The organism is Mycobacteroides franklinii, assembly GCF_002013895.1.
Classification (GTDB): domain Bacteria; phylum Actinomycetota; class Actinomycetes; order Mycobacteriales; family Mycobacteriaceae; genus Mycobacterium; species Mycobacterium franklinii.
Genome location: NZ_MAFQ01000014.1, coordinates 1 through 25777, shown reverse-complemented (window position 1 = coordinate 25777; position 25777 = coordinate 1). Strand labels below are relative to the sequence as shown.

General features: G+C 64.0%; 22 protein-coding genes. 7 read left to right on the top strand and 15 right to left on the bottom strand.

What is annotated here, in order from left to right:
* Positions 1-19: 19 nt before the first annotated feature.
* The 3 genes from B4393_RS21630 to B4393_RS27615 are packed head-to-tail and all read left to right on the top strand — an operon-like array spanning position 20 to position 1155.
* Positions 20-481, top strand: coding sequence for a hypothetical protein (locus B4393_RS21630; RefSeq protein WP_078335838.1), 462 nt, complete (start codon positions 20-22; stop codon positions 479-481).
* Positions 482-490: 9 nt separating this feature from the next.
* Complete coding sequence (locus tag B4393_RS21625; protein WP_078335837.1) at positions 491-898, top strand: hypothetical protein; 408 nt, start codon at positions 491-493, stop codon at positions 896-898.
* Positions 895-1155 (top strand): hypothetical protein, encoded by a 261-nt coding sequence (locus B4393_RS27615; RefSeq protein WP_083069936.1) that lies wholly within the window; start codon positions 895-897, stop codon positions 1153-1155. The genes B4393_RS21625 and B4393_RS27615 overlap by 4 nt, the downstream gene beginning before the upstream one ends.
* Here B4393_RS27615 and B4393_RS21620 read toward each other — a convergent pair.
* Positions 1152-1574, bottom strand: coding sequence for a hypothetical protein (locus B4393_RS21620; protein ID WP_236743208.1), 423 nt, complete (start codon positions 1572-1574; stop codon positions 1152-1154). The genes B4393_RS27615 and B4393_RS21620 overlap by 4 nt on opposite strands.
* Positions 1575-1658: 84 nt before the next feature.
* Positions 1659-2138 carry a hypothetical protein gene (locus tag B4393_RS21615; RefSeq protein ID WP_078335835.1) on the bottom strand — a complete coding sequence of 160 codons (480 nt, stop codon included), beginning with the start codon at positions 2136-2138 and terminating at the stop codon, positions 1659-1661.
* A gap of 341 nt (positions 2139-2479) precedes the next feature.
* Here B4393_RS21615 and B4393_RS27610 point away from each other — a divergent pair, with 341 nt between their 5' ends.
* Together B4393_RS27610 and mobF are read left to right on the top strand one after the other, a co-directional pair.
* Entirely contained in the window at positions 2480-2632 is a 153-nt protein-coding gene (locus B4393_RS27610; protein WP_157901305.1) for a hypothetical protein, read from the top strand.
* Positions 2633-2670: 38 nt separating this feature from the next.
* Positions 2671-8088, top strand: coding sequence for a MobF family relaxase (gene mobF / locus B4393_RS21610; protein ID WP_078335834.1), 5418 nt, complete (start codon positions 2671-2673; stop codon positions 8086-8088).
* A gap of 2 nt (positions 8089-8090) precedes the next feature.
* On the opposite strand, the gene B4393_RS21605 is transcribed toward mobF, so the two are convergent.
* From B4393_RS21605 to B4393_RS21550, 12 genes are read right to left on the bottom strand one after another with little or no spacing between them, the layout of a single operon-like run.
* Positions 8091-9005 carry a sce7726 family protein gene (locus tag B4393_RS21605; RefSeq protein WP_236743207.1) on the bottom strand — a complete coding sequence of 305 codons (915 nt, stop codon included), beginning with the start codon at positions 9003-9005 and terminating at the stop codon, positions 8091-8093.
* Positions 8978-9697, bottom strand: a complete 720-nt coding sequence (locus B4393_RS21600) for a sce7726 family protein (protein WP_078335833.1) — start codon at positions 9695-9697, stop codon at positions 8978-8980. Before B4393_RS21600 ends, B4393_RS21605 begins: the two co-directional genes overlap by 28 nt.
* Entirely contained in the window at positions 9681-10076 is a 396-nt protein-coding gene (locus B4393_RS21595) for a DUF4031 domain-containing protein (protein ID WP_078335832.1), read from the bottom strand. The genes B4393_RS21600 and B4393_RS21595 overlap by 17 nt, the downstream gene beginning before the upstream one ends.
* Positions 10073-10480 (bottom strand): hypothetical protein, encoded by a 408-nt coding sequence (locus B4393_RS21590; protein WP_078335831.1) that lies wholly within the window; start codon positions 10478-10480, stop codon positions 10073-10075. Before B4393_RS21590 ends, B4393_RS21595 begins: the two co-directional genes overlap by 4 nt.
* Positions 10481-10507: 27 nt before the next feature.
* Entirely contained in the window at positions 10508-11029 is a 522-nt protein-coding gene (locus B4393_RS21585) for a hypothetical protein (RefSeq protein ID WP_078335830.1), read from the bottom strand.
* Positions 11026-11724 (bottom strand): hypothetical protein, encoded by a 699-nt coding sequence (locus B4393_RS21580; RefSeq protein ID WP_078335829.1) that lies wholly within the window; start codon positions 11722-11724, stop codon positions 11026-11028. The genes B4393_RS21585 and B4393_RS21580 overlap by 4 nt, the downstream gene beginning before the upstream one ends.
* Positions 11725-11745: 21 nt before the next feature.
* The gene (locus B4393_RS21575; RefSeq protein ID WP_133052572.1) at positions 11746-13671 is read right to left on the bottom strand and encodes a hypothetical protein; all 1926 of its coding nucleotides are present in this window, start codon (positions 13669-13671) and stop codon (positions 11746-11748) included.
* Positions 13662-16487, bottom strand: a complete 2826-nt coding sequence (locus tag B4393_RS21570; protein ID WP_078335827.1) for an ATP-binding protein — start codon at positions 16485-16487, stop codon at positions 13662-13664. Before B4393_RS21570 ends, B4393_RS21575 begins: the two co-directional genes overlap by 10 nt.
* A 15-nt stretch (positions 16488-16502) precedes the next feature.
* Positions 16503-16862 carry a hypothetical protein gene (locus B4393_RS21565; RefSeq protein ID WP_078335826.1) on the bottom strand — a complete coding sequence of 120 codons (360 nt, stop codon included), beginning with the start codon at positions 16860-16862 and terminating at the stop codon, positions 16503-16505.
* Between the two features lie 38 nt (positions 16863-16900).
* On the bottom strand, positions 16901-17824 hold the full coding sequence (locus B4393_RS21560) for a conjugal transfer protein (protein WP_078335825.1): 924 nt from the start codon (positions 17822-17824) through the stop codon (positions 16901-16903).
* Positions 17824-18909, bottom strand: coding sequence for a hypothetical protein (locus B4393_RS21555; RefSeq protein WP_078335824.1), 1086 nt, complete (start codon positions 18907-18909; stop codon positions 17824-17826). The genes B4393_RS21560 and B4393_RS21555 overlap by 1 nt, the downstream gene beginning before the upstream one ends.
* A complete protein-coding gene (locus tag B4393_RS21550) occupies positions 18906-19277 on the bottom strand; it encodes a hypothetical protein (protein WP_083069939.1) in 372 nt (123 codons plus the stop codon). The genes B4393_RS21555 and B4393_RS21550 overlap by 4 nt, the downstream gene beginning before the upstream one ends.
* Before the next feature lie 77 nt (positions 19278-19354).
* On the opposite strand from B4393_RS21550, the gene B4393_RS21545 reads away from it, so the two are divergent.
* The gene (locus B4393_RS21545) at positions 19355-19993 is read left to right on the top strand and encodes a hypothetical protein (protein WP_078335822.1); all 639 of its coding nucleotides are present in this window, start codon (positions 19355-19357) and stop codon (positions 19991-19993) included.
* Positions 19994-20039: 46 nt separating this feature from the next.
* On the top strand, positions 20040-20696 hold the full coding sequence (locus B4393_RS21540; RefSeq protein ID WP_078335821.1) for a hypothetical protein: 657 nt from the start codon (positions 20040-20042) through the stop codon (positions 20694-20696).
* Between the two features lie 12 nt (positions 20697-20708).
* Here B4393_RS21540 and B4393_RS21535 read toward each other — a convergent pair.
* On the bottom strand, positions 20709-25777 hold a 5069-nt coding region (locus B4393_RS21535), incomplete at its 5' end, for a helicase-related protein (RefSeq protein WP_078335820.1).

Here is a 25777-nt window from a genome sequence, read left to right as displayed (position 1 = left end):
ACGGAAAGGACATCCAGGCATGACCAGCCACACGTTTGAGGCCCTGCAGAGCCCGGAACACACCTGCGATCACAAAGCCGTGACCGACCAAGGCTTGACGGCGGCCGGAGTGCCCGCACAGGTCCGTGCGCGATTCGCGTCGGCCACCGACGCGATCGTGCACTCCGAGTCGGCATGGAACCGCAACGCGCTCACCGCATGGGGTCAGCACCCGGGCCCACTGCTGGCCGACGACGCCCCAGAATCAGCCCAACGAGGCTTGAGCCAGCTGAGCATGCGGCTCTTCATGCAACATCACGTCACTGGCACCAGCACGAACATCTACGACCCCGTGGCATCGATCGCGGCACTGTGGCGATTCATCGCCGCTGAACACGCCGTCGACCTGAGCACCGGAGCTGGCCTGGATGCGTTCTGTGAATTCTGGCGCACCCACCGCACCACCTGGTGGGACAACCCACGTCCGCACGCGCACACGTGAGGCAGAACAATGTTCACCACACCACTGCAGCCAGCCGAATATGGCGCACTCATTGACGCGCACTACCACGACCCGAACCGGCCCGGCTGGGCGTTGTTCGACATCGACGACCGCGCGCGCGGCTGGCATTGGATCGACACGAGTACCCCGGACTGGGCTGATGCCGACGCCGCATTTCGTGCGTTCGTCCCCGACAGCGCGCGTCGCCGCTTCCTGACATTTCGGGGATGGACCGTGCGCCGCATCGAAGACAGCGCTCACTTGGTCGCATCTCTCCTACACGCCGCCCGAGGTGAATCGCAGCCCGGCGACGAAGCAGATCTGCTGGCCGACGATCTGCTGATGCTCGATCTGCCTGGGTACGAGCGCTGCGCCGACATCAACACGCCGCTCGACCTCGGCGACGGCAAGCGATGACACGCCAATGGCCCCAGCCCGCGCCCGAGGACTGTTGGCGCGCGATCACCAAGCGCGGTCAGGACACGGAGATCCGCGTGCCGATCTGCGCCGCGCCATGTCACTACGGTGGGCTCTCGGCGGCACGCAAGTACAGCCGCGCCGAGCTGGGCTGGATATGGCACTGCAATCGCCGGGTATCGACGCCGGGTCAAAGATGCTGGCAGCACTCGGTGGTGGCCGAGGAAACGAACTCCTCGGGGGAGAGCCGACGCTAGAACAGGGTCGGCTCGCTCGATCCGAGCTTGGCCGCTGCCACGGCTTCCTCGTTCCATCCGTTACGGACGGCATCGCGCAGGGCGCGTGAACGTGCGGCCCGGCCGCGCCGGTCGAGCCCCGGGCGAAGTCCCCGCGGGTAGTTGCCACCGCCGCGGCCCGCCCGAGCCATTCTGTTCATGTTCTCGGTGTGTGTGCCTTCTACGACGTGCTTGGGGTGTACGAGCGCGCAGATGGGGTTGTCACATTCGTGCAGCGCCAGCACTTCGGGTCCGAGTACTCCGAGGGCCAGCGCGAGCGCATAGCGGTTGGGTCGGACGACGGTTGGGCCTCCGGGGCGGCCCAACCAGAATCGCCCGTATCCGTCATCACCGATAGCGCCGATCCAGATGGCGCAATCCGATTCCTGTGGTCCCCGCATGATCAACCGCGTGAATCGCTCGATCTCACCCCGGTGGGCGCGTCGATCCACAACTAGCGGTCGCGAGGCTCGTGCTTCCATCGCTCAGGCGGTCGCCGCCGACTCAGGAACAGGTTCCTGTCCGCTGCCATCGTTCTCGATCACTTCCGGCTTGGGCGGTGTCGGACTGTCTTTGGCCTTGCCGCCGTTGGTGAGGATCTTGTCGATGCGGCTCAACTCGCCTTCGGAGTCGCTGGCCTTCTTGGTCAGCGCGGTGACCTCCGTGACGTTCAGACCCGTCAGCGCTGCGATCGAAGTAGCCGATTCGCCCCGCTCCTTCATGGCCGCAAGCGCCTCGGCTGCCTCGCCCTCGAACCGCTGACGCTTGGGCTCGTACGCGTCGGTCAGCTTCCTAACGTCTGCCTCGAACTTGGCAGTCACCTTGTCCAGCTCGTCGTTCGCCTTGAAGTACCTCTCCAGATCCTTCAAGTTGTCCGAATCGCGCTTGCGCTGAGCCTCCAACGCGGTCGCCTGCGCCTTACGCGCCCGCTCGCGGGCAGTCAGTTTTTCTTGTGTATCAGTCATGCCCCGCACGTTAAGTACCCCCTGACTACAAGTCACCAATTCAATTTCGTCTCACCACACCCAGTTTTCACATTCTCACCATCAGCCCTGTCTCACCAAGCATGCCCTTTCCAGGGCATAACAAGCTTTACACACCTCTTGCATTCAGGATCACAAAACGATAACGATTCGTGAAAGTGTGCACCGAACCGCATTACAGTGGCCGCGTGAAGCACGCCCGCGCAGCGCGATCCAACCGTGCGTGTCGGCGTGTCACGAGCTGCCACCGATGCCGCTGCGCGGCCACCGAAACGCATTGCCGACCGCTGTTCTCCCCCGCTGGATCGAAAGAAGGTAGCGCCATGATCGTCGCCGGATACGACATCACCGTCGCTCGAAAGCGGTTCAATCCCAACGCTGGATCACGACAGCTCAGCGCCACCGCACGCCTGGCGCAGGCTCATAAGGCTGCCGCCGAGGCAGCTGAGGCGCTCCTTAAATCACATAGCCGTTGACTTAAACGACCGACTGCCGACAGGAAGCGAGGCCCGCGATGACGATGAGCGGGCACAAGCTGACGGCCGGAGACGGGTACATGTACCTGATCCGGCAGGTCGCCGCGGTCGACGGCACCGACAAGGGCCGGTCGTCGCTGGCGGACTACTACTCGTCTAAAGGTGAGTCGCCGGGCCGCTGGATCGGCAGCGGGCTGGCCGGGCTCGGGGAGCCGATCGGCCGCGACTGGTCCGATCCGATGATTGCCGAAACCTGGTCAGTCGAGCGCGGTTCGGAAGTCACCGAATCCCAAATGAAGGCCCTCTTCGGTGAGGGCAAGCACCCCAACGCCGACAAGATCATGAAGTACGTCGCAGGCAAGGGTGTGCGCGCGGGCGGCCAAATCGCCGCCGCACGTCTGGGCTCGCCGTTCAAAATCTATGAGGACAAGAACCCATTCCGCAGCGCTTTGGCCGTGGCCTACGCCGACTACAACCGCACCATCGGCGCATGCGCCTGGGCCGCGATCGATGATGACGTGCGCTCACGCATCCGCACATCGGTTGCGCGCGGCATGTTTTGGAACGAGCACCAGCGCGAGCCGTCCGATGATTCGGAGCTTTCCGGCTGGATCGCGAAGAACAACCGGCCCGCCACCAAGGCGGTCGCCGGGTACGACTTGACGTTCAGTCCCGTCAAAAGCATCTCGGCACTGTGGGCTATCGCCCCGCGTGATGTCGCGGCGATGATCGAGGAATGCCACAACGCGGCCATCGCGGACGTGATCGCCTACCTCGAACAAGAAGTCATCTTCACCCGGTTGGGCACCAACGGCATTGCGCAGATCGACACCGACGGCATAATCGCGACAGCGTTCACTCACCGCGACAGCCGCGCCGGTGACCCCGATCTACACACCCATGTGGCGATCAGCAATAAGGTCCGCGCGATCGGCGCTGACGGCGTGCCGCGCTGGCTGGCCATCGACGGGCGCCCTCTATTCAAGGCCATGGTCGCCTCCTCCGAGCTGTACAACACCCGCATGGAAGCGCATTTCGTGCAGAAGATCGGCGGCAAGTTCGCCGAACGCCCGACGACCGATTTCCGCAAGCGCCCGATTCGTGAACTCGTCGGCCTGAACTTCGATCTGATCACCAGGTGGTCCTCACGCCGTGCGGCCATCGAACACCGTATCGCCGAGTTGTCCAAAGCATTCCAGGCCGAACACCACCGCGAACCGACCACCGTCGAAGCCGTGGTGATCGCGCAACAGGCCACCTTGGACACCCGCACGGCCAAGAAGGAACCGCGCTCGCTGGCCGAGCAGCGCCACATGTGGCGCACCCAAGCCATCGAAACACTTGGCGGCGAGCGCGAATTGTCCGACATGATCGCCGACGTTCTGGGCCAAACTCAAGAACCCGTCGAGCTGATCAACGACGAATGGCTCACCGAGAAAGCGGCCAAAGTGATCTCCACTGTGTCGCAGAGCCGTTCGCAATGGCAGAAGACACATGTGCTTGCCGAGGCCCGCCGCCTCGTGCGCAACGAGGGCCAATACAGCGATCCGCTACTGGCCGAGAAGCTCACCGACCGCGCACTGTCGGTTGGGCACAGCATCGAAATCGCCCGGGTGGGCGATGCTGAGATGAACGAACCTGCCGTATTGCGCCGCCGCGACGGCACCAGCGTCTACAAGACCCACAACACACAGCTGTACACCTCAGAGGAAATACGGTCGGCGGAGCGGCGCATTGTGGCCGCCGCCAGCCGGGACGACGGCCGCAGCATCGACCCGCAATTGGTGGATATTGCGCTGCTGGAGCAGGCCGCCAACAGTCACGAACTCAACGCCGGGCAGGCCATGATGGTGCGCGAGATGGCGACCTCGGGTCGCCGGGTGCAGCTGGTGTTGGCACCGGCAGGCTCTGGAAAGACCACCGCCATGGCGACTTTGGCCTCCGCATGGCAGGACTCCGGTGGCTCGGTGCTCGGGTTGGCGCCCACCGCTGCTGCTGCCGAAGTGCTGCGCCAAGACCTCGGCGCGCTCACCGATACCGTCGCCAAACTCGTGTTCATGGCCACCGGCCCGGCCGACATCGCCGCCGATGACGTAGCAACCCTGGAATGGTTCAAAGCCATCGACGAGAAAACGCTCATCATTGTCGACGAGGCCGGGCTCGCAGGCACGCTCGATCTGGACGTGGTGGTGGCCATCGCGATGGCCCGCGGTGCCAGTGTCCGCTTCGTTGGCGATGACCAACAGCTCGCCTCCATCGCCGCAGGCGGTGTGCTGCGCGACATCGACGCCACCGCAGGCGCATTGACCTTGAGCCAGATCATGCGCTTCAAAAATCCGGCAGAAGGCGCTGCATCCCTGGCGATCCGCGCGGGCGATGTCGCCGGTATCGGCTTCTATCTCGATGAGCACCGCGTGCATGTCTCCTCCGAATCGACCTCCTCGGACAACGCCTACACGCAGTGGAAGGCCGACAAGGACGCCGGTCTCGACGCCCTGCTGTTGGCGCCCACCAACGAAATCGTCACCGACCTCAACGCCCGCGCTCGCCTGGATCGGCTGCGCGAAACAGGCCCAACCAGTGGGCGCGAGGTGGTCCTGGCCGACGGTCTGAGCGCATCGGCGGGCGACATCATCTGCTCACGCGAGAATGCGCGCTGGCTCAAACTGACCGGAACCGACTTCGTGCGCAACGGGTATCGCTGGGAAATCATCGAAGTCACCGACAAGGGACACCTGAAAGTCCGGCACCTGCAACAGGGCTACACCCGGCTCATCCCAGCCAAATACGTCCGCAAGAGCGTCACTTTGGGCTACGCCAGCACGATCGACAGCGCCGAAGGACTGACGTGCCAGACCGTGCACACCGTCGGCTCGGACCGGCTCAACCGCCAGCAGCTCTACGTGGCGATGACTCGCGGCAAGATCGGAAACCACTTCTACGTCAGCACCGCCGAGGCCGACCCGCACCGCATCCTGACCCCCAAAGCCATCCACCCCGAGACGGTCGTGGATGTCCTCTCCGGCATCCTGGCCCGCGACGGCGCCCAAGAATCGGTGCTCAGCGCCGAGCGACGCGTCGCCGATCCGTTCCTGCGCCTGGCCCCGGCCGCCGACATGTACGCCGACGCCCTGGGCAGCGGCGCCGAAGCTCACCTCGGACCCGAGGTGCTCACCGCCCTCGACCGCGATGTCAACACCGTGGTCCCCGGGCTCACCGACAGCGCCGCGTGGCCCGTGCTGCGCAAGCACCTTGCCCAGCTCGTCATGTGCGGCACCGACCCCCTCGAAGCACTCGCCGCCGTGGCCGACGACCGCGAGCTGGCCTCAGCCCACGACCGCGCCGCGGTCCTTCTGTGGCGTCTCGGGCCGACCCGCACCCGCACCGTGGCTCCCCTGCCCTGGCTCACGGCCATCCCCGACGCCCTACTGGATGACCCGACATGGAACACCTATCTGCAGGAGCGCGCCGATCTGGTGAGCGACCTGTCCTCCCAAGTGCATGCCGCCGCCCGCACATGGACACTGGCCGACGCACCCGCATGGGCCCGACCCCTCGTCGGCGCGGGCAAGCACGCCTTGGTGGCCATGGTCGCCGTTTACCGTGCCGCGACCGGAGTCGATGTCAACGACACCCGACTGACCGGGCCACCGCAATACCCCAACAGCCTGCGCGCCGCCCAACAACACCTCAATACACAGATCGAGAACGCTCTGGGGGCCGTCGGCGCCGAGCAGTCCCGCTGGAACCCGCTCGTGGACGAACTCGACACCCACATCCGACGGGACCCGTACTGGCCGCACCTGGCCGAGCACCTCAATGTCGCCGCCCGTGCCGGGGTGAACGTGCGCGAGTTGGTCGTGGCCGCTGTCGCCGACCAAGGCCCACTGCCCACCGAGCTGCCCGCCGCCGCGCTGTGGTGGCGCCTGTCGGGCTCGCTGAGCCCGGCGACTCTCGATGTCGCCGACACCCGGCTGCGGCCCGCCTGGGTTGGCGAGCTGCACCACGTGTTGGGCAGCGATCTAGCCGAGGCTGTCGTGGCCGATCCGGCGTGGCCCGGTCTGGTCGCCGCGATCGAAGCATCCGACCCGCAGTGGAGCCCGCACGATCTACTGTCACTGGCCTACGAGCACCTGCGCGACCTCGATCACGACTACGGCCACCACCTGCGCCCCGACGAATACGCGCGCCTACTCACCTACCGCATCGACCTGCAGGCCGCTGCCCACACCCTGCTTGACATTCCAGACCCCGAACACCCGCCGCTGTCGGAAGAAGAAGCCGAAGAACTGGGCCACTTCTACCCCGACCCCGAGGCCGAAGCTGTCCAGCTCGTGCCCGACGAGCCCGTGTTCGAGATGGACGAGCCGCCGCTGTCCGAAGAAGAAGCCGAGGAACTGGGATACCTGTACCCGGATGAGGACACCCAAGACGCCTGGCAGTACTTCGAGGATGATTTCCGCGCCGACCAGCTCGCACCCATCGACCACACCCCCGCCGATCTGCTGGCGCTACAAGAGCAGCTCGCCGCCGCCAAGCAGCACGTCGCCGACCTCACCGCCCAAATGTTCTCCGAGGCCAACCAAGGCGGCGGACCGGCGATGCGCGCCGCCAAACCCGAGTTGATAGACATGACCACCCGCTACACCGAACAGCGGCCCTACGCGTTCACGCTCAGCCACGCCCACCACGACTGGGTAGCTGCCGACCTCGAAGCCGAAGCCCACCACCACCAGCTTGTCGAGGTGGCCCGCCTCCACGAGATCGCCGAACGAGAAGGCCACGAGGCACAGGTCGCCGAACTGTTCGGACAACTGTCGATCCTGCAGCTGCAGACCGAGCATGTCGAACGCGCCGCCGAGACAGCCAAAGCCGCTGTGGCCAGCGCCCACCGCGCCCTCATCGACTTCGCCGGTGGATCAGACAACGTGGTCAGTGAACGAGCCATCCAAACCCGCCGCGCACGCGCCGAACAGGAAGACATCGCCTCCCTCAACGCTGCCCGCGGCGCGCAACGCAGCTTGGAGAACCAGCTCTTCCGCGCCGAGCAGAACGCAGCCAAGAGCATGGCCCAAACCCTCACAGCGCAGTCCGAACACACCCCCGTTGCCCCGGAGGCATCCCTTCCCGCCGCCAGCCTGGTTCAGGCACCCGAGTCTGCTCAGCCCCAGCAGGAAACGACCGAGGTGTCCTACCCGCGCACAGAGGCAGATCTACGCACCTACCTACAGGCCAAGCCGCTGCGCATCCGCGCCACCGACTACCTCGAAGCGCTGGTGGCCAACGAATCCACACCAGCGGCCATGGCCACCAGCGCCCGCGAGGAACTCGATCGCCGCCACGAGCTGGACTCCGAGACCCTTGCCCGTGAAGACACCCTGCGCACACAAAACCAGCGCAAGCGCCGTCGCACCGTCGATGAGCGCGGCCAAACAGGACCAGACCTGAACAAGTAGCCCTAGAAAACCCTCGGGTTGATGCCTAAGGCGAAGTCGGCGGCGGGTTGGCTCATCAGCTGGCCCAGCCGTTTCCAGGCTGCGTTGGACAACGCAAGGCCTGCAGCGACTCCTTGAAGCGACGACGGCAATTTGGCGGCGCGCGCGGCGTCTCGGGAGCGTAGGTCCCGGCTCTGTAGCGCAGCGACGAATGCGGGGTAGGCCGTTTCGATCGGCAGCCTCATGAACAGCTCTAACCGGGTTCGGTACTCGTACACCGTGGGTCTGTCGGGCACCGTGTAGCCGCAATGCCTCTGCAGGATTGTGTGCAGCTCGTCCTTCCGCAGAATAGGGAAAAGCGACGCCATCTCCAGGCGGCCCAGCCCGCCGGCGGGCTCGCGGGCGACGGCGAGGGCATGCCCGTTGTCCATGGTGAGGACACCGATATGAGGCGGCGTCGTCTGGAGTGCTCGGTCGGCCTTGGCTGGCGAGGTCACGATGATGACGTGCTCGAAGCACCGTGAGTAGCTCAGGAGTTGCAGTTCCAGTCGCGTGAAACTGTCCAGGTCCGTCTTGATCTCGTAGGCGGCGGCGCCGTTCGGGCCTGCGACTGACACATCGGCGACCGACAGGAACACGCGTAATCCGGTCATGCTGTGCGCGCCTTCTGGTGCGCGGGAGATGATCTCGTTCTTGTACACGTACTCGCAGCGGTATTCGCGTTTGATCACGCCATAGGCTGCCTCGAAGGCCTCCCCCAGTGAGCCCTTGCCGTCAACGAGCGCGATCAGCGGCGTGAGTCGCTGGCTGGGCCACGGGTGGTGCTGGCTGGCCAGCAGGCGTACAAGCCTGGTCGAGAACGCTTGGGCGACAAGGCGTGGGTCATCATGGACTTGCCGGGCGCCAGCCATCAGGTTGCGATCCTGCGGTGCAGCCACGGGGACAGCCGCGCCGGTTCGGCCACGAGCCCGACAGGTGGGGGTTTCGAGTCGATGGGACCCGTCCAGATCCCGTGCTGAGTCACCGCACCTTTTCTGTGTCGCCAGTCCGGGCGCTCCATCATGACCGCGCGGGCAAAGGCAAGTACCTGACCGCGCGTATTGCCGTCCACGAGAAGCTGCCGCAGAGAGTAGACATCGTGCCGTGACGTACCTCGGACACCTTGTGCCCGTATATGTTTCACGATCAGCTCACGACTCACGAATGTGGTGACCTGAAAAACGTCCAGTTCCGGGTTGGCTCGGGGAGCGCGCAGCGGCGCGATGCGCACCGAGCCATCCCTGCCGCGGGAGGCTATCAATATCCCCCACCATCGTGGTATCACCGTTCGGGCCGCCTCGAGGTGCCGGGTAGTGGTGACAAGGGTGGCCCGTTCCAGAACCGGGCTGTAGGCCTGCACCTGCACGGGCAGGCGCCGCAATGTATCGACATCGCTTTTGATCTCAAAGCCGTGGAGCTGTCGGCGGGTGATCAGTACTTGATCGATCCGGCCCGGCCAGCCGCCCTGGACGTCGATTTCCGGCACGAACAGAAACTCGCGGCCACGCTGCTGCTTTGCGACGCGTCGAGCCAGCGCGGTGCGTATATCGCTGTCGCGCAGTGGCTCACACGCGCTACGCGGATCGGTCATGTAATGCGCTCTGCGGATCCGATGCGTCCGGGTCGTTGAAGTCGATGTGCAGCTGGCGGGGTTCGGTTTGGCGTCTCGCGTAGCGATCGCTGATGATCTCGACGGCCTTCCACGTGGTGATGGGTTGGGCGCCGCGGGCGATCGCCAGCCTTCTTTTGCCGTCGGTCACGTCGTAGTGCCAGTTCTCGGCGGCGCGGCTGCCGGGTGTCGCGATCGGCTTACCGGTCTTGGTTGGGTCTTGAAACCAGCTGCGCAGCAGACCGATTGATTGGGCGAATGCGTGCAACTCGGCGGGGGTGTCGGCGAACAGGTGCGACCAGCGGTCCTGGCGGTGCCCGACCCGTGCGCTGATTCGAGCGTCATCGACGTAGACGGTCATGGCCGCACCTCGCCGTAATCGCCTTCCAGTGCCCACCCAAGGGCCGCCTGAATCGATGCGCGCTGGTCCCCTTCCAAGGCACTGCTATCGCGCAGCCGTTTGGCCAGATGCTCATCGGGGCAGGCGGCGGCCACCGTCAACCAGTTGCGGGTCCCGGACTGGTCTGAGTCGTCGGGGTGGTGGGCGATGATCTTTGCACGCGCAATGCCGCCTCCGGCACCGGCCGGTGAGACATCGAACAGGATGGCTGCCAGCAGAGGTGAGGCGATAAGCCGCCACAGTCCCATGGATGTGTCGTCGCGGTCCGCCGAATGTAAAAGCCGGGTGGCCAGCTTCGAGGCCTGCTCCATCGTGGCGATGGCGTCGGTGGGATCGGTTCCTGCTGTGCCGGTTTCGAGTGTCATGGATGCTCCGTTCTGATCGTGGTGTGGTTATTCGTCGCAGAGAGCACGTACGGTGTCGCCGGTCGTCCCGACCATCGCGGTCATCGCGGCGATGTCGTCGCCGCTGGCGTTGTGGTTCATCAGCGACCCGAGGTAGGTCAAGGCGTGTACGTGTGCGTAGATCGCCGAGGTGAACGGCTTGGGCAGTTCGTTGCGGTCAATGGTGTTCAGTGCGTTGGCCAGTGCGATGAGGTCGCCGCGGGGATGCTCGACCGGTGAACCGGGTGTCGGCGATGGTGAAATGGTGTTGTCGGCGAGGCTGTCGATCACGGTGAACGCTCCACACAGGCGCTGTTGAGCCACCGGGGCCGGGAAGTGTGGGCGTTTGGGCAGCTCTTCCTCTTTTGACGGCCGGGGCGTTCTGATGGGCATCGGGTCATTTCCGCGCCCGGGCGGTACGTCGTGGTCCTGAAATTCGTCGCCGCATCCGGCAGTTGTCAGAACGGCTGCTGCGGTGATCAGTGTTGTCAAGAACCGCATCATGGTGTGCCCTTTCGTGTTGGTGCTCATCGGGACTCGGCTTGCGAAGAACGGGTGGCGGCGGGGACATCCACGGCGAGAAGATGCCGCAGCTGGTCGAGTTCGGCCGGGCTCAACCTGCCCAGGATGCGTGCTAATGCGGGCGCGATTGTGCCGTCGAGGTCGCTGTCCTTGGGGTAGATCGCGGTGGTGTCCTCGGGGATGGATGCGATGAAACCGCCGCTGGCGATCGGGGTTCCGATCGAATGCACGTCCCATCCGTACACGTCGATCAGCATGGCGGCCATCCAGTAGGCGACCCGCACCGGCACGGCGGGCTGCGCGGCGGCATCCACGCCGGGTATGGCGCGGGTCTGGTATTGCACTGCCGGAAGCGGGAATCGAGGATGCGAGTAGATGGCGTGCCGTAGATCGGCGAGGTAGTTCTGCTCGTCGCGGTCGCTGCGTAAGCCGATGTCGCGGACGGTGGATATGAACTCCCATGCCAGCTCTGGCACCTCATCACGGGAGGGGCACAGGATCGTCACCGCACGTTGGCGGGGCGTGATGGCGTACATGTACGCCAGTTGGTCCTCAGAGCGGTAGGCGAATGCCCTTATGTACCACCAGGACTGGATCAGGCTGTCGAAACGCCAGTAGGCTTCGCGGACCTGCTCTACGGGCTGCTGACCACCGAAGATCGGTATCGGCCGGTGTAGCGCGTCGGCGGTGAGGCTGTTGTCCATGGTGTGATGTCCCTCCTGTTTCTAGCTGCCTGATGGCGGGCGTGAGTGGCGTCCGGGATGGTCGTCCGGGTCGGTGCCCTGACCGCTGTCGATGTCCGGTAGTGGCCGTTGCCACGGCTGCAGCTGGGTGTCGCGGGCGGTGTCGGAGTGCCCGGAGGTCTTGGTGCTGCGCTTGCCCGGGCCGTCCGAGCGTGACGTTGCCCCGCTGCTGCTCTTCCCGGACGTTGACCTGCTGGGGTGATCCTGAACCGTCTCGCGTACGGTGCGGCGCTCCAAGAGTGCGGTGGCTGTTCCGGTGAGGCCGCCCGCAGCGGCGGCGTCGGCAGCTGTTTTAGCCTGCGCAGGAGTGATTTTCGGGCGCGAGCCGACCGTTATCTGTTGGGTGCCTACGTCGGCGAGGGGGCGCCGCGCGGGCAGATCCGATTCGGTCTCCCCATCGGTGGGCCGGTTTCTGCGCGCGTCGTTATCGCGGCGGCGCTGCTCCACCAGATCATCGACGTTCTTGCGTTTCTGTTCGATCTCGGACTTCTTGTTCTGGCCCTTGCCGCCTCTGATCATGGACAACGCTCTGCCGCCTGTGGCTGCCCACGCCATTCCGGCCACGGTGCGCCGTCCGAGTGAATGCACCAGGCAGAAGAAGCCGATCGCCCCGGACAGTGCCAGGATCATCATCGCGGTCAGCTGGGCGACCGGGTGAGTCATGTTGATGGTCTGGGCGACCCATGGACTTGAGGCGTTGTACATCATCACCACGAGCACGCCCACGCCCAAGGTGGCGAAGAAGTATTGGACACCGAGCTTGAAGACAGTGCTGACGCGGCTCTTGCCGTAATCGCGTGTCGGCCCCGGAGGGGCGGCGGCGATGACCGCATAGGGCAGGATCAGTACGTTCCAAAATGCCTGTGCCCCAATCGCGAAGGCTTCAATGCTCACGAAATTCAGTGATAGGCAGATCAGGCTGATCAAGGCGATGACGAAGGCGAAGGCGAACACCACGGTGAAATCGAGCATGCGGGCCGCCGTCAGTGCGCTGCCGCTGGAGTCGCAGCTGGCCATCGCGTGCGCCGGTGCGGCATCTTGCCCGGACAGCAGTCCTTGGGAGTAGGCCGCACCGCACCCGGGAATGTTGTCGATGACCTGGGAGAAAGTGACCTGCTCGATAGGATGGCGTACCAGCACGTCCACCAAACGGGTGGAGAGCACTTCGAGTTGGCCTGCGGTGCCGCCGCTGGATAGGGCGCCGTTGTGGGCCACGCCTTGGGAGACGCTGAACCCTGCGGTGCGGGCGAAACCCAGAATCCCGTCCTCGCCCAGCACGTCGTTGGCATCGTTGCCGAGCAACTTCCAACCGATCGCGATGATGCCCAAGCCCCCCGCGATGATGCCGAAGCCCCGGCCGTAGCCGTCGCGGCGGGCGACGAGTCCACCGATAGCCAGGACCGCCAGGAAAGCGAACGGGGCCAGATACGCCCGGTTCGCCACAGCCCCCATCTGTGCCATTAGGGGCCGGGCCAACTCCACCAGCCAGCCCAGCCAGGCCGCTGAGAGCGCGAAACGAACGACCCAGATCGTGAACGCGACCAGCGTGCACAACATCGTGGCTTCCGCGTCAAGGACCATGCCCATCTGCTGGTAGGTGATCCATGTTCCTGCCCAGTGCCCGATCGCGGTCGGCCACGTCGTGGGGTCGGCCGTGACCGTGGGGGCTTGCTCGCGGATGGCCTCAAGCACCGGCACCAGGGACACGAAGTGTTGCCCGATCGGCACTCCGTAGCTGTCGTGCAGGCCCGTCCAGGACAGCACGTCGGCCATGATCGCGGCGCTGGCGCGAGGGGCCATCGCAACGGACATGATGGAGGCCGACCACATCACGCAGTACGTCAGCCAAATACGCCGAATCCGGGGGTGCGTGTATAGGAACGCCGCCCAGCGCTGTGTCAGGCCCATGCGTCCTCCCGGAGCCGCTCGCGCCGGGTGCTGGTGTCCCACAGATCCACCAGCTCCTGCTGCGCGGGTTGAAGCATGTCGATCAAGCCCGCGCGACGGAACTCATCGATGAACAGTGCGTAGCCGTGGCCGTCCACCACTTCCATCTCCAGCAATGCGGGGTACTCGTCAGGATCGATACCGTTGTGCGCCAGCATCTTCCTGGTCTCTTCCTCATGCTCGTACGGTGTGATGATGCGTGTGGGCAGGTATTGCTCTTTGATGTGGCTGAACGTCTCGAAGTCTTGATCGATCGCGTACAGGCCCATGGTTTCCTTGCGGCCTTGGGTGATGATGCGGGTGGACTCGCGCTGCCCTGCCGGGGAGCGATGAAAGATCCGAGACTCCTCACGGACCGCGATCGCGGGCTCCGGTGAGGTTGAGTACATTTCGCGGGTCATCGTGGACATCAGCCCGTAGAGCGCCATGCCCGCGCGAGCCCGAGGCGTCTGGCGCTGATACAGGTGGTGCTCGTTGGTGTTGGCCTCGTCAGGTAGCTCGATCGCATGGGTCAGCCAGATCACCACCGGCGCGTTCTGCAGATCCCAATCCGGCAGACTCTCATCAAACATCGCCCGCAGGTAGTCGATCGTGGACGCCGCGTCCAGGGCGTCGGTCAGCTCCTCGTAGCGCTCCGCGTCCTCCCCGCGCAGAGACTTCAAGTACCGCAGCAGCCCCGGAGTGGTCTCGGCGACACGTTCATCAGGGCGCAGGAGCTGGCGTACCTGGCGCACGGGTCTGCCCTGAGGGTCCAATCCCAGCGTCGGCACCATGTGGTCAAGGAAGTGCTCGACAGCGGTCTCCCGCGGGAACACCCGGAGAGTGTCGAATGTGACGGTCGGCTTGGTCAGATCCTGCACAATCGCGCCAGGCCACTCGCCGAATGCTTTACGCCACTCCATCTTTGAACCCGGATCATCAATACTGAATCGAGTGCCCTTCAACAGCCCCGAGCGCACCGACCGTTTGACGAACATCGACTTGCCGCCTCCAGGAGGCCCGTACACGATGAAGCCCATGGGATGGCGCCGCTCCGGAGCGCCCTCGGGGTCGATCAGCACCGGCGCTGGGCGCTTGCTCGATTGGTTGATCCCGACCAGCATGCCGGTGTCATTGCCCAAGGTGGTGGTCACCAACGAGCCGAACATGCCCCAGTTCTTGGTGGTCGTGGGATGCCCGAACTGGTCTGTCGGCGCACCCGCTTCACCGCCCGGGTTGCCGATCTTGCGCAGATCACGCTGAGCGCCCTTCGGCAGGGCCAGCGCGATCTCCATCTCGGCGAAGGTGTCGTGCAGCTTCTGCACCGCCGCATGAACCGTCTTAGAGGAGCTGGCACCGACCGTGAGGACTGTCGTTGTCTCACACTCGCGTTCGAGCTTATTGGCCCGCAACAGCTTGTTGTAGTCACGGGCCGAAACGATCCGCTCGATCAGGTCGTCATCGCCGGACTTGTGTCCGGCCCGCTGCACATACTGGTCTTTGAGGTTGCGTTCGGCCGAATCAACGGTGTTCAATGCCCGCTCGCTGGGGCGGGTCTGCACGTACTGATTCCAGTCGTAGGTTGGCGGCGCCTCGTCTTCGTCGCCATCGAACTCGATGTCTTCGATGGCTTTGAGGAAGTCCGAGCCGGGAAACGCCATACCGATTCTGGGCAGCTCCGCAATAGGCAGGAGCGCTTGATAGCTCGACGGAAATCCCTTGGCCTGCACCCGAAGCATCGGCGCGAAACTCGGAATGAGACGCAAAATGAACTTGGGCATCCACGGCATGCTCTTCACGCGGCGCTCGTAGGCGCCCCTCTGGTCCCCCAGGTCGAACTCGACCTCCGGGAAAAGGTCAGCCTTCTGCATCCGTGTCGGACCGAACCCATCCGGTGGGAAGGCGATATCGGCGGCACCGGAGGTCAATTCACGGTATCGCCACCACTGAATCTGCGAAGGGGTGGCCGGGCGAGGCCGCAGCTGCTTGGGGATCTTGGCCTGGATCTGGGCGCTGAGCTTGCGGTAGCCCGCCAAGCTCTTACTGTCTTCCTCGTCCACGCCGAGCAGAACCCGCCAGGCCCGCCGCAGCACGCCGGTGGAGGTGCGCCCCTGCAACCCTCCGTCCAGTGGGATGCGCAGCATGTACACGGTCTCGTACATGGGCTCGATGTTCAGATACGGTTCCCAGTCGCGGACTTCCTGCTCCCACCCGGGCCGGTCCGCGTAGGGCCCGAGCATGCGCTGCATGATCGCTTTGGGGTGCAGCGGTGCGACCTTGCCGGTGAACACCATCGGTGTGGGCATGTTCTGCACCAGGCGCCTATGCCACTGGGCGATCCTCTTGACCAAACGCGTCGGAGCCAGCGCCGAGGACGCGGCACCGGCCAGCACGTACACGCCGTAGACGCCACCCTTGGTGAAAACGATATTGCCGTCAATGGCTTCCGGGGCAGCGAGCTGCTTACCGCCGTCGGATCGGGTCCCAACAACGCACTGCACCCACCACAGCAGCCGGTACATCGGTGATGGACGGCTGATGGGTACCTGCCGGGCCAGCACAACCATCAGGATCGTCAGGCAGGTACCGAACAGCGCAATCGGGACGGTTCCGCCTTCATCGAGCCTGTTGTAGACCAGGATTCCGGTGGAGCCACCGAAAATGATGGCGGCGGCGCCGTCCCAGATACGCCAGGGAGAGAACCATAAGCGTGTGTTGTCGTCAATATGCGAGACGTAGATCGGGAAGTCGCGCACATCGGAAAAGACGCGGGCGACTGCCCGTTCAGCGATACCCATTGGGCAAGACCGGGATTAGGCCGCGACCTGGAGAACAGCGTGCCCATTCTCCAGATCTACACCGCTGGGACCATTGCGCAGCTGCACGACCGCAGCCTTTTCGCCGTTGAACGAGATGCCGCCCGTGGTCAGGCCCGTGGAATCGGAGGTCTGCTTGAGCGTCAACAGGATACCCATCGCGCCCAGGATGATCGCACCGAGCCCAATGCCGCCGAGAGCCTTCCCGTAGACCGAGGCCAGTCCCTCTTTCCAGGAGAAGATGGCCGAGAGGACGCCGCCGAAGACAGCCAGCACCGCCAGGCTCATCTTGGCTTGTTCCCATGTCCTGGGAATGATCACGAACAGGTTGCCTGCTGCTTCAAAGTGCTCGACCATCGGTGTGTCCTTTCCGTCCAAATCTGTAGGTGCGCTGGCTATTTCGGAGATCCTGCGGGCAGGATCGGTGCGGGCGCGGTGTCACTGGACATGACCGGCACCCGGTCAATCTGGGCCACCGACCATTTGCCGCTGGTGAATGCCAGAGTCAATGGGTAGCTCTGCAACACCGGTGCGAACTGCGATGTGGTGGAACGCACTTGCGCCAGAACCCGGATCTGATCGCCTTCTTTGGCGTTGGCCTTGGGCATCGTGGTCGCTGACAGATTGGTCAGTGTCGCCTCTCGATACACCCCACCCAAACCCAAAAGCCCCGACTGGCTGGTGACGAATCGGTCAAGCCCGCCCTTGTCGGTCAGATATGCGGTGAGGAATCCTGAAATCAGGTTGTAGAGAGGGTCATTGGCGCCGATATTCATCGGGTATGCGGTAGGCAGTGATGCGCCCGCGCCTGGCCCGGCGACCCGCGACGGCATGCTGGGCATCCATGGGCCCTGTTTGGTCCATTCGACGGGCACGCGGTAGAACGCCTGTGTGGGTGCCGCTGAAGCGTAAGGACGTTCGGAGACTCCGATGGTGACCGAGAACATGGTGGCCGTGCTGTTCTCCCCCGCCGCGCCGCTCCAGTCGATCGCGACGAACGTTGGGGCATCAATCACGGCGGCAGCGGTCGCGGGCAGCTTCACGTCCGGGCTGATAGTGGTGCAGTGTGAAAGCTCCGAATGGGCGCTCGCGGTTGCGGTCAGCCACGCCGACACGCATTTCTGTGCGAAGCTGCTGGCCACCGCTGCGGTGTTGACCGCTTCCCGGGCTGGGGCCACGGTGTTGACCGGTGTGCTGAAAAAGAAGCCCCACAGGGCGGCGCCACCGCCAAGGAAGGCCATCGCCCTTTCGGCGTACCGCCCGAGCGGACCGCTGTTCTTGTTCGCTGTTTTGAGCCGCGTCGGCCATTTGTTCGGCATCAGAGTGGCTCGTGTCCAATGATTTTCAGATTCCCGATCGCAACCTTGGCGTCAACAGGATCGCCGGGCATTTGTGGGCCTCCACCGGGGCCGAACAACTCTGATCCGTCATCGGGTCCGCTCTGTGGAGCTCCGTCGGTGAGAATGCCCGTGAAGACACCCTGCCCGGGTGCGGGTGCGCTGCCGGTTGGTGGCGGGGTCTTTGGTGGGCGCGAGCTTTGCCGGATGATGATGGTGATCTCCGAGGCCAACAGGTTCGGAACGTCCACCGTCACCTCGCCGTGCACGTTGCCGGTCTCTTTCGGGATGGGCGTGTGGTTGGCGTCGTTGAAGTTGAACTGCACCAGTGAGACCACGCGGTATTGATCCCACTGGTCCTTTCCCTGACCGTCCAGCGTCAAAGCGCCTGGCTCAAACGCGATTCCGGTGACCCGGAAGCTGCGCCGTTGTTCCTTGCTGCCCAAATAGACTTTGATCACCTGACCGTCGAGGCCCTTGCGGACGATGATCAGTGGGCCAGTAGCGATCGCCTGCCCGGGCGAGGAACCCATGGGGCACTTGAAGCATTCAGCGTCGTACGGCAGCGGCTTGTCGATGCCCTGCGGGGACTCAGCTGCCGAGGTGGAAGGCGCGGGCGGGGGCACCAGCGTCACCCCGGCCGCGGGAACGGCCTCCGACTTGCCCTCTGAGCTGCTGAAGGCGTAAACCCCGCCGATCACCATCACGAGCAGCGCGCCAACCACGACGGCGGCGACACCCAGTGCGATTTTGGCATCGAAGCGCTGTGTGGGGTGAGGCGCTTCTTCGTCCTTGGACACTGGGGTAATCGCCGCCGCCGAAGATCCGAACGGCTCGCCGTACAGCTCGTCGCCGGAGACCGGATTGTCATCGTCTGGGGCAGGGTCCTGCTCGTCGTCCTGCGGGTCGTGTTCTTGTTCGTCGTCCTCGGCGTCTTCATCCTCGAACTCGTCGTCATCGAGTTCGCGTCCGCTGTCATCGTCGGCCTGGCTGTCGTCCTCGGCAGCCGCGTAAGGCCACCCGGTAACAGTCTTTACCCAGTCAGATGACTGCGACGCTGTGGTCATCGGTGCGCCCAACCTGATGCGCCGATAGCGGGGGCCGAAACCGTGCCTGCAGGTGTCACCGGAACCAGCGGCATGTACACCGTGCTGCCATCAGCACGCAATACGGCCTGCACCTGCAAGTACTGGCCGGTGTAGGGGTCCCACACCGTCAGCAGACCCGGGTCGGCGGTGGCGGCCGGGGCTGCTTTGGCCTTGGCGGCCTGGCCTTCCTTGCTCTGCCTGTAAGCAACCACCAGCAGGGCGCCCAGCGCGATGAACCCAAAGATCACCAGGTTATTCACGAGCACCGACACCAGCGACATCACGAACGCAAGGAACATTGCGCCCATCAGCAGCAGTACCGCACCTATCAGAGCCATTGCCTTCATAAACCGAGCATGACACACTGACGCACGCGACACAACACGTAAACGATTGAATGTTTATCAGGAGGTGTGTAGAGGGAATGCCGCATATTCCGCCTGACCGCCATGACGGTGCCCGACGCGCGTGGATCGCCCGGCACGAGTACACCTTTGGCTTCCAGAAACGCCGTGCCGAACTGCTCAACCGGCAGATCCGCGACCGCGCCCGGGCGCTGGCCGTGGCTGTGCCAGATCCGCATGACGACAAGGTGATGGACCCGATCCTGGCCCGCATCCCCGGAACCGCCACAGCTGTAGGCGCCGTAGACGTGCTGATCGTCGCCATCGTGTCGCTAACCGCCCCCGTGGGCTGGCTGGCCGGATACGGCCTCTACAACGCCCTCATCCGATTCATCCCAGACAGATTGCGCTCCTACCCGATTCCGGCTCTTCTATGGACAGCTGCCGCACTCGGAACATGTCTCATCGGGCTCTACGAGCAAGGCGATAGCGTCGCTCAGCTACTCGTCGGCCCGTGGATACTGGCTCAGTTCCCCGCCACCTTCCTGGCAGCTGGTGTTTACGGCATCCTCAACGGCTGGCTTGCCGTCGACGGCTCAGCCGAATGGTGGCCCGTTACCCCGCCGACACCCGAAGACGACCCCACGCTGGTGATCTTCGGACCCGATGAAGTCACCTCTCCGGCGATCTTCCACTCGGCGCGATCAATCAACGGCTGACCTGTATCACATCGCGGTGATGGCACGCTAGAAGACAGAGGCCCCAATGTCACACGAACCCCCGCGCACCCAGCCCGCCAGCATCGAAGGCTGCTTTCGCCGCGTCTTTCGCGCCTCAGAGCAGTCGCCGTCTACAGAGGATGTCCTTCCCCCCAAGGCAACTCGACTGCGCGAGCAGTTCCTGGCCGCACTGGTACCGTACCGCGGTCCCCAGCCAGACGGGTCGGGCCAGTACCTCGGCGGGGACTACCTTCTCGGACGGCACTCGGCACTACCGTCATGGTTCAACACCGCCCTTTTCGGTATCCCGCTGCAGGCCGCCGACGGCCCCTACCCCGAGATCGTGCGTATCTGGGGCGCCGTCGACTGGCCGAGTCTGCTTACCGATCACCCCGAGTTTCTGGTCCTCACCGACGGCGACCGAGCCCACCTCACCAATGGCCCGCAGTGGGCGCGGGTGCGCAGCGCATACACGGCAGTGTGCACCGCAGGGCACATCCCGATGCTCGATGTCGCTGTCTCGGTGTCACGTGACGCAAGAATCGTGTTGTGCCCCTTAGGGTTGATTGTCTCCCACATCACCAACGAGGCCCTTATCGCGACCGTCTCGGGCATTCTGATCGGCGATGATCCTGCCCATCCTTCGGCGGTCGAATGTGACGACCTTCGCGAGCACACCGGCCACGTTGAATGGAGCTGGTGAACTCAGCTCGTTCTATCGGCTCAGGTCCGGGCCGTCCTGATCACGCTCGCGGGCCTCGGCGATACGCCGCTGCATGGCCTGCCACCGCTCGTACTCGCGGTGTCGCGTTCGCGAAATTTCGGCACGCTTGCCATTGAGTCGGCTGGCCAGTTCCTCAGCGTCGGTGAGTTCTTCGCCGTGCTGGAACTTCTCATCGGCGCTGCGCGCCAGTCGATCGAGCAGCAACCCCGCACTGTTGTTCTGCGCGGTCTGGGCCCGATCGGAAAGCGCTTGAGTCCAAGGAATCTCATGGGCAAGAGCGCCGAACAGTGCAGAGCATTGAGCCTCACCGGTATCACCGGCCAGGATCAGCTTCGCGTTCTGCTGGCGTGCACGCGCCGCCAACTCGTAGGTATCGTGCAGCTGCCAGCGCTGGGCATCGGGCACGAGAACCCACGCCCCGTGTAGCGCCGCGGGAAGCTTACCGGCCACGAATCCCGATTCGGTCAGACCGCTGTCGATCGCCGACGCCAGCGCGGCACCGTCTGCACACACGACCGCGACCGGTTCGGCCCCCGTACGTGCCGCACCGGCCAGGGCTCCCAGCACTGCTCGGGTATCGGCGGAGGCACCAGTCAACACATTGAGGCTGTAAGGCGATCGCGCGAGCACGGCAGCCACAGCGCCCTGTTTGTCGCTCAGTTCAAGCCGCTGCAGGTTGCGCCGCGGCGTGCGTGTGGGCCGCGCCGAAGCATCGGCCAGCAGTCCGTATTCCATGCCAACCCGGGTGGACTCGTCGTGCTTTTCCGAGGCCACCACCTCGGCGCTATCACCTCGGTGAGTCATCTCGTATTCGCGTGCCGCCTGGTGCTCCATCTTGCGCACCGCCGCCCGCATATCAGCGGCCGACTCGTACCCGCTCTTGATGACCAGTGCAGGTGATGGGTTGAGCAGTAGCGTCCAGCCCGGCTTGCGGCCCCGGGCGGCCAACCGTTCCTCAGCGGCAGCCGCCTTGGCCTTGGCCTCTGCGCTTTCGGCTGTCAGTTTCAGATCCAGTGTCAACGCGGATAACTCGGTCTGTTTCTCGGCGAGTTCGTCGGCGAACTCGAACGCCCCGGGCGGGTTGCTCAGCAGGTCTTCCAGATCTTGTTTGCAGCGTTCATGTGTGGCTCGAATGCCGTGAGCATGCTCAGGCAGTGCGGTGAAGATGTTCTCCAGCTGGCGCAGGATACCGCGGGATTTGGGGCTGCCCGCCTCCGTCTCGTAGCGGGCGGCGCTGATCTTGGAGTGCTCGATCTCCTTAGAGCCTGAGCCGATGTTCGCGGTGGCCACCCCGAGTATCACGTGCAGCGTGCCGTCACCGAACCTGCGTGCTGCCAACACTCTGTGGCCTGCGATCGTGATCCGCGTGGGCAGGAACTGAGTCGATGATTGATCGCGTGCGACGTAGTAGATCCGATCGAGTTCAACGACCGCCGCGACGGCAGCCTCAGCCGAACTCTTATACCGCACCTCATCGACAAGCACCTGCGGCGCCTGCTCCAGGGCCCGCATCTGCGCGGCCTGCTCGGCGACCGGCCCCAGCTGCTCAAGAGCGTCGCCGTACCAGGGGATCTGCTTCTGCAGATAGCGGACTCTGTTGTCGCGGTTACGGGCGGCGTCGTAGTGGGCCCGCTCCATGGCGGCAAGGCGTCTGACCTCATCGTCGAGCTGCACCTGCCGGATGTAGCGAGGGTCCCCGGTGGCGATCGCCTTGGTCTCTGCTGCCGCAGCCCCGATGTCCCCACCGGAAAGATCCTCTATTTCCGTGTCACGAACGGTGTTGCGCCGCATCTGATCTATGAACAGCGCCTTGGCTTCCACCGTCTGCCACATCACGGTGTCATAGCTCGATTCTGTTACATAGCAGAGGATTTCAACCTCATCATTCTGGTTACCCTGCCGGATAATGCGGCCCTCACGCTGCTCAAGATCGGCCGGTCGCCATGGAACATCCACGTGATGCAGTGCAGCTAAACGAGATTGGACGTTGGTGCCGGTGCCCATCTTCTCTGTCGAACCCAAAAGCACAGAGACCTCACCGCGGTTGCACTGGTTACGCAGCCTTGTGACTTCCGAGGGTTTACGGGCCTCGTGGATGAATCGAACCTGCTCTTCGGGCATGCCGCGGGCGACCAGTTCATCTTTGATCGCCTGGTAGATAGTGAATTGGCGCGAGTTCTTCGACGGCGTACCTCGGTCACAGAACACGATCTGCAACGCGCCGGTGCGTTCGGTGGGCGCTCCGGTGATCGGGTCACGGTACTGCCGGTCGGCGTGCTCCAGGTGAACCCGCATGATCTCGTCGGCCACGACCGCCGCGCGAGTGATCTCCGGGGCTGCCAGACCCGCAAGTCGAGGATCCAACGATACGTTGCGCCCGTCATTGGCGATCTTGAGGATGTTATCCAGATCAGGAGCCTTGGGGTCCAAATGATCAGCCCGCCAACCCAAATCCGCGATGAAATCCAAAGTCTCCACACTCGGCTTGATGCTGATCACCTGGCGGCGATCGCCGACCAGTTTCGGCAGCGGCACCGGCACCTGATCGCGGGTGACGACATCGGTGTAGGAGTTGGTCAGCGCCAACAGTTCGAGCAGGTTGGTGTACTTGCCGACACGGGTAACCGAGCGCAGCTTGGTTCCCGTCGCGTTGACCTCGATCGTGCTGTGCGTCGCGGTGAACGTCGCACCCCAGTCCGACAGGTCGGCGACACCGGCCGCCTCCAACAGCGCCATCCGCATGTAGGTCTGCATGACCCACAGCTCCCCCAGCGAGTTGGCGATCGGTGTACCGGTGGCAAAGGTCGCTACACGCTCGACAATCTTGTGTTCCGGCACTCCGGCAGCGCGGGCTTCGTCGCGCCGCATACGGCGCAGCACCGACATCTTCAAGGAAAGGTCTTCGGCACGTTCTGCCGCTGTGGTGCAGGACAATTCGTCAATGTTGCATATGCGGTGCTTATTCTTAAATGAGTGGGCTTCGTCCACTAGCAAGTAGTCACAGCCCGTGTCTTCAAAGCGAAGACCGACATCCTTACCGGTTTGCTCTGAAAGCAGGTCCAGCTTCTCTTTGGCCCGCTTGATGGCCCGCTCGATCATCTTCTTGGAACGTACCGACTCGCTGGTCTCCAGCTGCTCACGCAAGTTATCGAGCTGGCCTTCGATATGGGCTTCACGCACCGTGGGGTCCACCGAGATGTTGGTGAACGCCGACTGCGAAATGATCACTAAATCCCAATCCGACGAGGCAGATTGGGCGATCAACCGCCGCCGACCCTCGGGATTGGTGGCGGCGGCCCCGAGCAGGATATTGGCGGCCGGATACCATTGCTTGGCTTCGATCGCGACCTGATCTAAGATGTGTCCAGGAACCACTAACCACGGCTGCCGAACAAGCCCTAAACGCCGTAATTCCATGGCGGCCATGAACATTGAGCCAGATTTGCCCGCGCCGACCACATGGTCCAGCAAAGTTGTGGGCTCGTTGATTATGCGCGCGACAGCGTTGCGCTGATAGTAGTGCGGCACGAAATGGTCCGACAAGCCAGGCAGCGCGAGATGGCTGCCGTCGTAGGTGGGCGCCACGTAGGAGTTGAAACGCCGGTTGTACTCGGCGACCAGCGTGCTTTCTCGCTCCTCGTCGGCGAAGACCCACCGCGCGAACTCGGCGACGATCTTGTCTGCCTTAGCTTGGGCGGCGAACGTTGTCTCAGCGAGCAGCTCGCCCTTGTCGTCATGGAAGACCGCGCTACGCGAATTGCAGGCGTCCTCAAACAGACTCGCCGCATCGGCGCCCTCACGCTCTAAGCCCCAGGTTTCGGTCAGCAGAGCGCTATCACGCTGATACTTGGGCAGATCCACAACCCAGCGCCCCGCGACGTGCTCAACGGTGATCGAATCCAAACCAAAGGTCTCTCGGGCGAATTGAGCATGAATCTGTGGACTGACCCACGCCGCGCCCGGGCGCACAGTGATTTCAGCTGCCGTACGGTCGGCGGGAATGACCTCACGTAGCGCGGACACGTAGGGCCGGTAGATCTCGTTGGTCTCGGCGGCCACCAACGCCGCCTCGTACTTCTCGCGCACATTGCCCGACAGCGCACCGACTGCCGGGACCAACTCGTCGGGGTCATCCAGACTCGGATACACCAGCCCCTGGATCAGTGCGTGGGCGTCCTCGTCAGAGACATTGAGCAGCTGGGCGATCAGCGCCATATCGACGCCCTTGGCGCGATCGAGACTGATCGCCAGCGCCTCTTCGGGGGTGTCGGCGGTCAACTGGTCTGTGCGGGCAATGATTTGGTCAGTGGAGAAGATCGTCGCCTTGGTGGCCTTGCCGGTGTCTTCGTCAAAGGACTCCAGCGCCGCGATCGTGGTCCAACCCGGATCGTTGCGCATCCCGCCGTCGAGGTGGCTTCGCCTCTTGTGCGGCGCAGGCGCTTCCCATCCCTCAAGGTCCCACTGCTCGGCCAGTTCCTCTGGGACCGGCCCGCGGTACGGGTTGTCCTTGGTGCCGGTCGCTTTACGCCAGCGTGCCTCGGCGGCGGCGACCTTCTTGTCGTGGGCGACCTGGTCGGGTTCTTTCGGGTACACCCAGGTAAAGCGGTTCACCAGACCGTATTTGGCGACGTAGGAATCGTACAAATGGTTCAAGTGCCCGCGTAGCTGCTCGCGCTCACCCTGAGGGCGTCCATCGTGCTGGGCGCGAATCAGCGTATCGGCGGTGTCGCGCAGCTCGATGAGGCGCCGGGTTTCTTCAATGCGGGCCTTCGGAGTCTTGTTCGGCTGCCAACTCGTGCGATCCCAGTATTCGATGCTTTTGGTCAGCTCGTTGTATCGCAGCGTGTACGCCGGGATTTCGGGTCGCCGATCGTCCTCGGTTATCAGGCCGGGATCGAACGCCGCCTCATCGATGAGGGTGAGATCCTGGGCCCGGGCGCTCAGCGCCAGCCCGCGCGCACGGGCGCGGTCCACGATGTCAGTCAGGGCTTCACCGAGCTGCACGGCAAGCTCGGCGCCGCTGACCCCTTCGACCAACAATGTCTTGGAGCCGTAATGGC

What these genes read in the sequence shown, in the direction of transcription:
- B4393_RS21560 (WP_078335825.1), bottom strand. Translation starts at nt 17,824, where the DNA reads ATGCCGAACAAATGGCCGACGCGGCTCAAAACAGCGAACAAGAACAGC.
- B4393_RS21555 (WP_078335824.1), bottom strand. Translation starts at nt 18,909, where the DNA reads ATGACCACAGCGTCGCAGTCATCTGACTGGGTAAAGACTGTTACCGGG.
- B4393_RS27610 (WP_157901305.1), top strand. Translation starts at nt 2,480, where the DNA reads ATGATCGTCGCCGGATACGACATCACCGTCGCTCGAAAGCGGTTCAAT.
- B4393_RS21595 (WP_078335832.1), bottom strand. Translation starts at nt 10,076, where the DNA reads ATGACCGTCTACGTCGATGACGCTCGAATCAGCGCACGGGTCGGGCAC.
- mobF (WP_078335834.1), top strand. Translation starts at nt 2,671, where the DNA reads ATGACGATGAGCGGGCACAAGCTGACGGCCGGAGACGGGTACATGTAC.
- B4393_RS21575 (WP_133052572.1), bottom strand. Translation starts at nt 13,671, where the DNA reads ATGGGCCTGACACAGCGCTGGGCGGCGTTCCTATACACGCACCCCCGG.
- B4393_RS21570 (WP_078335827.1), bottom strand. Translation starts at nt 16,487, where the DNA reads ATGGGTATCGCTGAACGGGCAGTCGCCCGCGTCTTTTCCGATGTGCGC.
- B4393_RS21580 (WP_078335829.1), bottom strand. Translation starts at nt 11,724, where the DNA reads ATGGACAACAGCCTCACCGCCGACGCGCTACACCGGCCGATACCGATC.
- B4393_RS21600 (WP_078335833.1), bottom strand. Translation starts at nt 9,697, where the DNA reads ATGACCGATCCGCGTAGCGCGTGTGAGCCACTGCGCGACAGCGATATA.
- B4393_RS21565 (WP_078335826.1), bottom strand. Translation starts at nt 16,862, where the DNA reads ATGGTCGAGCACTTTGAAGCAGCAGGCAACCTGTTCGTGATCATTCCC.
- B4393_RS21590 (WP_078335831.1), bottom strand. Translation starts at nt 10,480, where the DNA reads ATGACACTCGAAACCGGCACAGCAGGAACCGATCCCACCGACGCCATC.
- B4393_RS21545 (WP_078335822.1), top strand. Translation starts at nt 19,355, where the DNA reads ATGCCGCATATTCCGCCTGACCGCCATGACGGTGCCCGACGCGCGTGG.
- B4393_RS21630 (WP_078335838.1), top strand. Translation starts at nt 20, where the DNA reads ATGACCAGCCACACGTTTGAGGCCCTGCAGAGCCCGGAACACACCTGC.
- B4393_RS21615 (WP_078335835.1), bottom strand. Translation starts at nt 2,138, where the DNA reads ATGACTGATACACAAGAAAAACTGACTGCCCGCGAGCGGGCGCGTAAG.
- B4393_RS21625 (WP_078335837.1), top strand. Translation starts at nt 491, where the DNA reads ATGTTCACCACACCACTGCAGCCAGCCGAATATGGCGCACTCATTGAC.
- B4393_RS21585 (WP_078335830.1), bottom strand. Translation starts at nt 11,029, where the DNA reads ATGAGCACCAACACGAAAGGGCACACCATGATGCGGTTCTTGACAACA.
- B4393_RS21550 (WP_083069939.1), bottom strand. Translation starts at nt 19,277, where the DNA reads ATGAAGGCAATGGCTCTGATAGGTGCGGTACTGCTGCTGATGGGCGCA.
- B4393_RS21540 (WP_078335821.1), top strand. Translation starts at nt 20,040, where the DNA reads ATGTCACACGAACCCCCGCGCACCCAGCCCGCCAGCATCGAAGGCTGC.
- B4393_RS21620 (WP_236743208.1), bottom strand. Translation starts at nt 1,574, where the DNA reads ATGCGGGGACCACAGGAATCGGATTGCGCCATCTGGATCGGCGCTATC.
- B4393_RS27615 (WP_083069936.1), top strand. Translation starts at nt 895, where the DNA reads ATGACACGCCAATGGCCCCAGCCCGCGCCCGAGGACTGTTGGCGCGCG.